At 42.1% G+C, this 9,509-nt stretch carries 11 protein-coding genes and 1 tRNA gene; 5 read left to right on the forward strand and 7 right to left on the reverse strand.

Translation table 11 applies throughout. The features are described 5' to 3' along the window. Positions 1 to 9 precede the first annotated feature (9 nt). Positions 10 to 480 (forward strand): BsuPI-related putative proteinase inhibitor, encoded by a 471-nt coding sequence (locus JOD03_RS10125; protein ID WP_204590752.1) that lies wholly within the window; start codon positions 10 to 12, stop codon positions 478 to 480. A gap of 39 nt (positions 481 to 519) precedes the next feature. On the opposite strand, the gene JOD03_RS10130 is transcribed toward JOD03_RS10125, so the two are convergent. From JOD03_RS10130 to JOD03_RS10145, 4 genes are all read right to left on the reverse strand, one after another. After that, the gene (locus tag JOD03_RS10130; protein ID WP_204590755.1) at positions 520 to 1,362 is read right to left on the reverse strand and encodes a sugar ABC transporter permease; all 843 of its coding nucleotides are present in this window, start codon (positions 1,360 to 1,362) and stop codon (positions 520 to 522) included. Further along, positions 1,362 to 2,645, reverse strand: a complete 1,284-nt coding sequence (locus JOD03_RS10135) for a carbohydrate ABC transporter permease (protein ID WP_204590757.1) — start codon at positions 2,643 to 2,645, stop codon at positions 1,362 to 1,364. The genes JOD03_RS10130 and JOD03_RS10135 overlap by 1 nt, the downstream gene beginning before the upstream one ends. A 112-nt stretch (positions 2,646 to 2,757) precedes the next feature. Then, positions 2,758 to 4,041, reverse strand: coding sequence for an extracellular solute-binding protein (locus JOD03_RS10140; protein ID WP_204590759.1), 1,284 nt, complete (start codon positions 4,039 to 4,041; stop codon positions 2,758 to 2,760). Between the two features lie 282 nt (positions 4,042 to 4,323). Next, entirely contained in the window at positions 4,324 to 4,845 is a 522-nt protein-coding gene (locus tag JOD03_RS10145) for a GyrI-like domain-containing protein (RefSeq protein ID WP_204590761.1), read from the reverse strand. A 183-nt stretch (positions 4,846 to 5,028) separates the two neighbouring features. Here JOD03_RS10145 and JOD03_RS10150 point away from each other — a divergent pair, with 183 nt between their 5' ends. Then, the gene (locus tag JOD03_RS10150) at positions 5,029 to 5,352 is read left to right on the forward strand and encodes a four-helix bundle copper-binding protein (protein WP_204590763.1); all 324 of its coding nucleotides are present in this window, start codon (positions 5,029 to 5,031) and stop codon (positions 5,350 to 5,352) included. 21 nt (positions 5,353 to 5,373) lie between these two features. On the opposite strand, the gene JOD03_RS13790 is transcribed toward JOD03_RS10150, so the two are convergent. From JOD03_RS13790 to JOD03_RS10160, 3 genes are all read right to left on the reverse strand, one after another. Beyond that, complete coding sequence (locus JOD03_RS13790; RefSeq protein ID WP_239584934.1) at positions 5,374 to 5,469, reverse strand: putative holin-like toxin; 96 nt, start codon at positions 5,467 to 5,469, stop codon at positions 5,374 to 5,376. 105 nt (positions 5,470 to 5,574) lie between these two features. Further along, positions 5,575 to 5,647, reverse strand: a tRNA-Ala gene (locus JOD03_RS10155). A 103-nt stretch (positions 5,648 to 5,750) separates the two neighbouring features. Beyond that, on the reverse strand, positions 5,751 to 7,745 hold the full coding sequence (locus tag JOD03_RS10160) for an ABC1 kinase family protein (RefSeq protein WP_204590765.1): 1,995 nt from the start codon (positions 7,743 to 7,745) through the stop codon (positions 5,751 to 5,753). Between the two features lie 95 nt (positions 7,746 to 7,840). Here JOD03_RS10160 and JOD03_RS10165 point away from each other — a divergent pair, with 95 nt between their 5' ends. The 3 genes from JOD03_RS10165 to JOD03_RS10175 form a co-directional block, all read left to right on the forward strand. Further along, positions 7,841 to 8,296 (forward strand): small multi-drug export protein, encoded by a 456-nt coding sequence (locus tag JOD03_RS10165; RefSeq protein WP_239584935.1) that lies wholly within the window; start codon positions 7,841 to 7,843, stop codon positions 8,294 to 8,296. A gap of 11 nt (positions 8,297 to 8,307) precedes the next feature. Continuing rightward, positions 8,308 to 8,655: a TIGR04104 family putative zinc finger protein gene (locus JOD03_RS10170; protein WP_204590767.1), complete on the forward strand. Its 348-nt coding sequence runs from the start codon at positions 8,308 to 8,310 to the stop codon at positions 8,653 to 8,655. Positions 8,656 to 9,254: 599 nt separating this feature from the next. After that, on the forward strand, positions 9,255 to 9,509 hold a 255-nt coding region (locus JOD03_RS10175; protein WP_204590770.1), incomplete at its 3' end, for a hypothetical protein.

The raw sequence follows: 9,509 nt of genomic DNA on the forward strand, positions 1-9,509 counted from the left end.
GAATCGCACATGGCAAAGAAATTACAAGTTCTACTCGGTTTACTCATGCTCACTTTCTTACTTATAGCTTGTGGCTCAACTGAACAAGGAGAGACTTCGGGCGAAGGAGGAGAAGAGATGACAAATGAATTGACACAGCAACTTCAAGAACAAGATGGGGAGTATACACTTGTGATTACGAATGGCACGGATGAGGATGTGACACTCTCGTTTACAAGTGGTCAATTATTCGAATACCAACTGCTTGATGACGCGGGTGAGACCGTCTACACGTATTCCATGAATAAAATGTTCACTCAAGCACTAACGGAGCAAACAGTAGCTGCTGGAGATACATGGGAGCTTCCTCTAGAACTTTCAACAGAACTTGCCGCGATGTCTGTTCCAGAAGGCACGTACCAGTTAGATGTCTGGTCACTAGCTGAACAATTCGATGGTGAAAAAGTGACAATTGAAAATTTTGAGTGGTCTGGACAATAGAAAAAGCACTTCCCGTGATCGCGGGAAGTGCTTTTTCTATTACCCTTTCGTTCCTCCAGCCGTCAAGCCAGAAACGAAATACTTTTGGAAAGCTAAGAACAACAAGGCAATCGGCACAGAGACTAGTACTGCTCCTGCAGCGAACGTCGTAAATGAATTCCCGAACTGCTTCGCAACCAAATCATACAATCCAACAGCTAGCGTAAACTGCTCATTGGAACGTAATAAGATACGCGCGATGATGAAGTCTCCTAGTGGTGCGATAAACGCAAAGAGCGCAACAACAGAGATGATCGGCTTAGCCAGTGGCATGATAATCTGGATAAAGATACGGAAGTGTCCCGCTCCGTCCATACGTGCTGACTCGTCTAAGTCTTTTGGAATCGTATCCAAGTACCCTTTCATCAACCACGTACTCATCGGAATTTGTCCACCTACATAAAACAGAATTAATCCATAATGGCTATCGATCAATCCTAAGCGTGTCGCTAGAACAAAGATGGCAATCAATGCAGCGAAGTTAGGAATCATTTGAAGAATCAAGAACGTCATCAAACCATTTTTACGTCCAACAAAACGGTAACGTGAGAATGAATAGGCTGTGAACGATACTAAAATTACAGAAAGAACCATCGTCAGTAAGCTGATCTTCATGGAATTCCAGTACCATAACAAATAATTCGAACGCTCTAAATCAAACAAGAATGCATAATGTTTTAATGTTGGGTTTTCAGGAATCATACGTGACCCTGACAAGCTATCCCCTGGGTTAAATGAAGAACCTAGTACCCATAGGAGTGGATACAATACAATCGCACACATCGTCAAGATGATTAGATACGATACTGTCAAACGAATTAATTTCCCTTGTTTCTTCGACATTACATCATATCCTCCTCTTGGAACGACTTCGTTCTTCTAAACTGCCATAAAGCTACAGTGATAACGATGATGGAAAGTATCATCGTGATAGCTGCTGCTTTTCCGTACTGGGCACTGGTCATCGTCAAGCGGTAGATCCACGAGATCAAGATATCTGTACCCCCTGCATTCTGACTCGGCAGTGCAGGTCCCCCTCCATTGAACAGGAAGATTACGTTGAAGTTATTAAAGTTAAATGTATATTGCGTAATTAAAATAGGTGCTGTTGCGTACAAAACAAGTGGTAACGTGATGGAGAAAAACTTCTGGAAAACAGAAGCTCCATCTACATCCGCTGCTTCGTACAACTCTTCCGGAATCGACTGGAGGATACCTGTTGTCATCGCGAAGATGAACGGGAAGCCTAGCCATGATTGAATCATAATCAATGCTATCCGCGTAAATGTTTCGTTCGTCATCCATGGGATTGCATCCATACCAATCATTGGTAAGATCACACGGTTGATGACCCCAAACGTATCATTAAACATTCCTGAGAAAATCAAGATTGTAATGAATGATGGTACTGCCCAAGGCAAAATCATAATCGTACGGAAAAGAACTTTTCCTTTTAAATCTTTTTGGTTGATCAAGATGGCTAAGAAAATACCAAGTGCCACTTGCAGCGTCGTTGCCCCAAACGTCCACACAATCGTCCAAGTCAATACAGAGAAGAATGTAGAACGCCAGACATCTAATGTAAAGATGTCTTTGAAGTTTTGAATACCTACCCAGTCCACTAAGTTTGCAGGTGGGGAGTGATACAAATCATAGTTCGTAAACGCTAATAATAATACGAAGATAATCGGGAAAATAACTACGAAAATCAACAAGAAGAACCCCGGTGAAATCATCAGATACGGGAATCCATTGTCAATCAGGTTATGATACTGCTGACGAACAGAATTGACCCCTTCACCTAGATCGCGACGCTTTCCGTTATGATACGCATCATAAAGGTTAAATGCGTAAATCCCGAGTCCCATTAAAGTAAGTAATACAGCAATAATTCCATCAATCAATAAGAAAATGGAGTGATCTAGCTTCGGAATTTCACCAAGGGTTATAAGGCCCCAGTAACCAAAACCAATGTATTGAAAAAATACTGAGCCAAATGAAACAGCCAAAATCAGAAAGACAAGACCTTTAAGAATTTGTTTGTTGTAAAATTGCCCGACCCCTGGAATTAAGGATAACAGCATCGCCGTTTTCCTGTGTTTTGTGGAAGATGTTGATTCTTTCATTCGGCCTAGCCTCCTAAGTGCAGTGCACGTGTTCATAAATCGAATATGTATAAAAAATGGAAGGAAAAGCGGTGGCACGTGAATGCCTCCCCGCTTTTCCTAAGTGTTAGGATTAATGATTTGTTTCGATGTTTGTTTTGATTTGATCAACCGCTTCGTCTAAAGCAGATTTCGAATCTGATTTGCTTGTTGCGATTGTTTGTAGAGCTGAAGCCATTGGCCCCCAAACCTCACCCATCTCTGGGATGTTTGGCATTGGCACAGCGTATTGTGATTGAAGGGCTACAGCTTTAGCGCCTTCGTTGTCAGCGATTGCAGGCTCTTCAACTAGCGCTACGTTTGCTGGGATTTCAGAAACTGCTTCGAAACGCGCAAGTGATACTTCATCACTTGTTAAGTGTTCGATTAATTTTGTTGACCAGTATGGGTACTCAGTGAATGATGTTACGTTCCATCCTTTAACACCCATGAATGTTTTCATTGGCTCACCGTTTGGAAGTGTTGGCATTGCTGCTACACCGATGTCGATTCCAGCGTCACGCATACCTTGGAATGCCCATGGTCCGTTCATAACTGAAGCCACTTTACCTTCGTTGAACAAGCCGTCCATTGCTGCTCCACCAGTTTCACCGACGATACCTGCTGGGAATAATCCCTCAGAGTACCATTGTTGAATGTAGTCAGCACCTTCAACAGCGCCTTCGTTGTTTAGACCGATATCTTCACGGTCAAGACCTTCAGCACCTTCACCGAATACATAACCACCCATACCACCTAGTACAGCGTGTGCGAAGTAGAAGTTATCCCAAAGTGCTAAGAAACCGTAGTTGTCTCCTGAAGTAAAATCTTTAGAGAATGTGTAAAGCTCGTCCATCGTTGCAGGAGCTTCGTCCATCAATGCTTTGTTATAAATAAATACTGGTGTTTCAGTAGCTTTTGGTAATCCGTAAAGAGCCCCATTGTACATTTGAGCTGATACTGATGACTCGCTGTAACGAGCTAATACGTCATCTTCAACTGAGATTTCTTGAATTAGACCCTCTGTTACAACTTGACCAATTTGATCGTGTGGAAGTGTTACGATATCTGGTGCATTTCCAGCAGGACCATCTAAACGTAATTGATCACGGATAGCGTCTGCCATATTTAATTCTTTAAATTCAACTTGAATGCCGTGCTCTGCTTCAAATGAAGCAATTGCATCTTCTAACCAACCTGCAGACTTGTCGATATCTTCCCAGATAACAAGTTTTTCAGGCTTTTCTTCTGTTGCTGCTTCTTCTGTATTTGTAGACCCCTCTGGTGCTTCAGCTTGTTCTTCGCGATCTGGTGCACAAGCTGCAACAATCATCGCTACGAATAATACTAGCAATAAAACTAACCAATTCTTTTTCATAATGCCCCTCCTCTTAGGTTTTCCCCACTCATGCAAGCGTTTGCACACCGCTCATAAATAAATTTCACATCGTCCAGATATGTAAGCATTTTTATAATTCATCCGGAAACTACGTGAAAGCAGTGAAAACGTTTGCATAAATTTAATTTTATTATAGCGTGAATTCACAATATTACAATGCTTTTTTACAATTCTTTTTCAAATTGCTCCTTTTGATTCAGTTGAACCTTAGCTATGTCAGAACTTTACAAAGAAAAACTCTTCGCCAAAAATGAGGAAGAGTTATCGAACAGCTACCAGTACGTCAATTTCATTAGTAGCTTGGAACGGATTATAATCTGTGCGCCATTCTTCTATATCAAATCCTAGTGGCGAATAGTCCTTTTGTTGCTCACAATACGAATATAAATAATCATGCACTTCATGGATAGTTGCAGAACTTCCAGTGTGTCTGACCTTCATATATTCACAAGAAGGGATGGTCAAGCTCACCATATTTTCAGGTAGTTCTAATGCACGCTGCACGCGATACCCGATAACATGTTTGAATCGATCCTTTTTTGGATTGAAATTATCTTTTAAAGGATAGGATTGCACAACTAAGACTTCATCACTTAACCGGTTTTGAATCAAGTCTTTGTTCAGTATCAATTCATTAAAATAACTATGTATCGGGTTTAGCTGCTCTACCTCTAAAAGGCTAGCTTCGAATTGAAAACCTACTATTGTAAATGCACTTCGTTTCACAATCTTCGGAATCATAACTGTTTCCTCCACCTGATATGTCGTATCCGCTTGAACCATTTTCTTGCCTCCTTATCTGCGATTAGTTTATATAGTATTATTCGAAATACCACTTTTATTTGAGGGGGTCGTACTTCAAGTATACCAATTACTACTTTTCAATAAATGCTCGGTATGTTGGGAAATGTTTAACGGCTTCGTAAAAGGGAAACAAAATAGTAACTACTATAGAGGAGGAATTGGATGAATTCTACGTATCAAGATTTACTTCAGACTCTTCATGATTGTGCGGCTGCTTGTAACCATTGTTTTGATGCTTGTTTGCAAGAAGAAGATGTCACGATGATGAAAGAGTGTATTCGACTCGATCGGGAGTGTGCTGATTTTTGTTCGTACTTGGAACAAGCCATTATGCGGAATTCTCCTTTTGTGAAGGAACTAGCAGCTGTTTGTGCTGAGATTTGCGAGCGTTGTGCTGCTGAGTGTGAGCATCATTCACATGATCACTGCCAAGCGTGTGCAGAAGCTTGTAAAAAATGTGCAGAGGCTTGCCGATCTGTCGCATAGTAGAGCTGTCCTTCGGGGCAGTTATTTTTTTTGCGTAAATGAATAAGAGAGAGCCAGTATACTGACGATGAGTGTGCCAAACCCGATCATTAACGTGATTCCTTCAAAAAATGTCATGCGCCTCACTCCTTTAATTATGTTCCCATTATACCGTACATATGTTCGTATTTTCAACAAAAGAAAAACGGCTTTTCGCCGTTTTGCAGTTTTCCCAAGTTTTGATGGAGACTATCGGGATCGAACCGACGACCTCTTGCATGCCATGCAAGCGCTCTCCCAGCTGAGCTAAGCCCCCTTAATCAAGCTACTATTTGATAGTAGCAGAACACCGTTTAAACAACAAGAACAAAAAAGCAGACAAACCCTATATCAATGAGTTTGTCTGCTTCCTTTAAATTTTAAAGCTTTTTAATATCCCGAATCGCCTGAACAGACAGGCGTACCAATAAAATTGCACACAAGAACAATCCAACATACGACACTGTATTTAAATAAACTCCATATGCCGTATCCACTACTTGTGCAATGGCCAATAAAGCAACGGAAATGATTCCGAATGTAATGCCTACCATCAATAAAATGAATTTAGAAAACAACAGTGTTACAAATTGATTGTTCGCTTTATCTGAGAAAATATCATGATGGAGAATTATTTTTCCACTCTCCACCCGCTTAATCAACTGATCGATACGTCTTGGAAATTTACGAAGTGCTGGTAAAGCAAGTGCCATTTCTTCCTCAAACTCTTTCCATACCTGCTTCGGTTCTTGAAACGGCTTCTTCCACATCTCATGCATATAGCGCTCTGAAAACTCTTTGGCTTCTGTAAATGTATCAAAACTTGGATGAATCGCTGTCAATGTCCCATCAAGCGTCACTAGTGAACGCAAAGCCTGCGCAACAGAAGGATAGAAATGCAAGCCATGCTTTCTCACCAGAGCAAACAATGAGAAGATCAATTCTTGGGTTGGAATCTTATCGATATACGATACACGCAACAACAGCTGCCCAATTTCTTGTTCTAGTCGGATACGATCAATATGCGCGGAATCTGAAATCATCTTCGTCAGCGAATCGTAAATGACACTCTCATCTTGTTGATGAAGACCCAATAAAAACAAATGGAACGCATCTTGTTGTTCGTTCGGTAATCTACCGACTGCCCCAAAATCAAGCAATGTCGCCTCTCCGGTCTTTCCATTGATAAATATATTTCCCGGATGCGGGTCTGCGTGGAATATACCAGGTCCTATCATTTGCTCAAAGAACGAATATAAAATCGTCTGTGCAAGCTCATAGCGGTCTAAATCGTGACGAATAATCAACTCGTCCGCCTCTGCCACTGTACAACCTTCCACATATTCCTGAACAATCATTTTGCTGTTGCTAAAACGTGTATACACCATAGGCACTTTTACAGGATAGACACTTGAATTGACCGTCTTGGCAATCTGTAGCGTATTCCTTACTTCGATCGAAAAATCAATTTCCTCTTTCAAACCTTCCGCAAACCCATGTGCCAGTTCCCGGAATCCGATACTCTCTGCCCAATCAGACCGCTCAGAAATCCACTCAGCAAAATCAATGAGGATGCCTAAATCGTCTTCCATAATATCTGAAACATCTGGCCGCAATAACTTTACAATCACTACTTCGTCACTCTCTTTGAGCCGCGCTTTATGTACCTGACCAATTGAAGCAGCAGCGAGAGGCGTATAATCAAATTCGCTAAACACATCCTCCGTAGTCCCAGGTAACGCTTCATCAAGAAGACGCACGACTTGTTCAATTGAAAGTGGCGTCACATGTTGTTGGAGATTGCTGAGCTCACGAATAAATGCACGCGGAAACAATTCAGATCGTGTTGATAACACTTGTCCAAACTTCACGAAAATACCGCCTGCTTGTTCGAGTGTATCGCGAAAAGCCCGGGCTAGCTCCTCTTCATTCTCACGATGCCTCGCATACTGCAGAGTCCTTGTAAATCCATTTGTCATTGCTATTTGAAGTACTGCTCGAAATCGCTTTTGACGTCTTCTATAGACAAATAGCCGTGTGAAGAATGAATGATGAGATGACGGCTTCCCACGCTCTGTGAGCGCACGAGGGTCAAAAAGTTCAAAGAATAAGTACAAAAGCATCGCAATTAATAACATGCTCCCCGTCCAAATGATGGCACTTGGATCCGTCACAATATCATAAAAATCATTCGTCAAGAAGTTCGTTGTGCGTAAATACGAATACCAGTAGACAACTGTTGTTAAAATCATACTGATCAATACGGCAAGAAAGCGTTTGACAAAGTTAATTCGCGTTCCCATCAATCGACCACTGATTGCATAAATGAAAACTCCTATCAAAACAGTTACTAGTAACAGTCCTGCAACTTTCATTCGCTCACCTCCCTTGTTTTCTCTATTTTCACGTATAGTCAGCTGAATAACAAGCTCTATTTCCATGGTATACTTACTATACACTCTGAAGGGAGTTGATTTTTATCTTTGAATACTTTTTAGTTTTCCTCGGCGCTGCCATACCCTGGTTAGAAATGGGACTAGTCATACCTGTTGGAATTCTCTCGGGTCTCGATCCTTTTCTAGTTACGATTGTTGCAGTTGTCGGAAACCTTTTAACGGTTTTCTTATTGATTATTGGCTATGAAAAATTACAGGTTTGGTTGGCTTCTCGACGCAAGTCAAAACCTGTTGCAAATTCAAAACGAAGTAACCGTGCAATGCAGTTATGGAAAAAGTACGGCTTACCTGGAATGATTATGCTAGGGCCAATTTTAATCGGTACACACGTCGCGGCCTTCATAGCTTTACTAGTCGGTGGAACAAAAGGTCATACTACCCTTTGGTCGATCATTAGTATTGTTCTCTGGGGTCTTGCTTTTGCCTTTGCGACAGCACTAGGTGTAGATATTTTTGGAAGAATCATTTAGGAGTTGGTACTTTGAATAACAAACGTATTTGTCAGAACTGTGGGCATATCTGGTCTTATCCAGCAGCTTTAAGACGTGCATGGCTATCAAATTCTGAACAGAGCTGTGAGAAGTGTGGCGCACGACAGTACTTGTCTGCTCACTCGCGTATGCGAAGTGGGACGTATGCTGTGATGGTAATGGTCGTTATTTTACTGATTCGTGTTCTTGTTGATTTGTCTGTCACTTCGTCTGTTTTACTTTCTGTAGGATTGTTTTTAGCTGTATTCTTGCTGTATCCGTTTACGATTGAGTTGACGAGTGATAATCAGAAATTGGCGGGAATGCAGCGGCCGCCTAGAAAGAAAAAGAAGAAGTAAGCTTTTTTGCAAAGCGATGTGTACTTCAAATTGCAAGGTCTATCTTATAATGCTTGTTCTAAAGATTAAAGTAAGAACGAAGAGGACAGGTGGGGGTATTTCTTAGCTGTCAATCCCTCCATCCAGGCCGCCATTTCCTGGGTGAGTTTCCCCGAGCCTCCCCACGTAAGCTGAAAGAAGAGCACTTTCATCTTCGTTGCCGGGTCTCGGGAAAACTCAGATGGCCCGGGAAATGACGACCTGGACTCCATGATTGATTGCCACTGAGAAGTTATCCCTCTTAATTTCTTATTTAAACTTTGTAGACTGGCGTTCGACCACTGACAGATCGGAGCTTGCTAGAAAGAGCTCTTTGACATTCAAGCCCTTGCTAGAAAGGGCTTTGTGACTTCAGTTCTGACATACTGTGAAGTTTGTGAACAGTCGCTGTCCTCGACAGTGTGTGGTGGATTGCTAATAGAGCCTCACGTTAGTGCAGTGAAGAAGATGCTATGAAGTTTCCACTGATTATGAGATTCACAAGGATCAGTAGAGGCGGAGCCGAGATGGAGAGTTAGTTGGATGCAGTCATTCCTATAAGAAGGTCTTGTCTTGGATGGATGGGTCGTACTGGAGATGGTCGGCGTGGGACGGATCAGGAAGAATCGCGCTTGGCCCGCGCTGAAGGGGCGGGCCAAGTCCTCTTCGTTCGTGGACTGGCTCTTCAGACGAACATCGCAGGGGAGACACATCCATCTGCGAGAAGACAAACAGCGCGGGAAAAGATTATGTCTACTTTTTCGCATACAAAAAAGGCCACCCCTGACGGGATGACCTTCTTCTCTGTTGCCCAGCGACGTCCTACTCTCACAGGG

Origin of the sequence: Chryseomicrobium aureum, from assembly GCF_016909155.1 — a bacterium.
GTDB lineage: Bacteria > Bacillota > Bacilli > Bacillales_A > Planococcaceae > Chryseomicrobium > Chryseomicrobium aureum.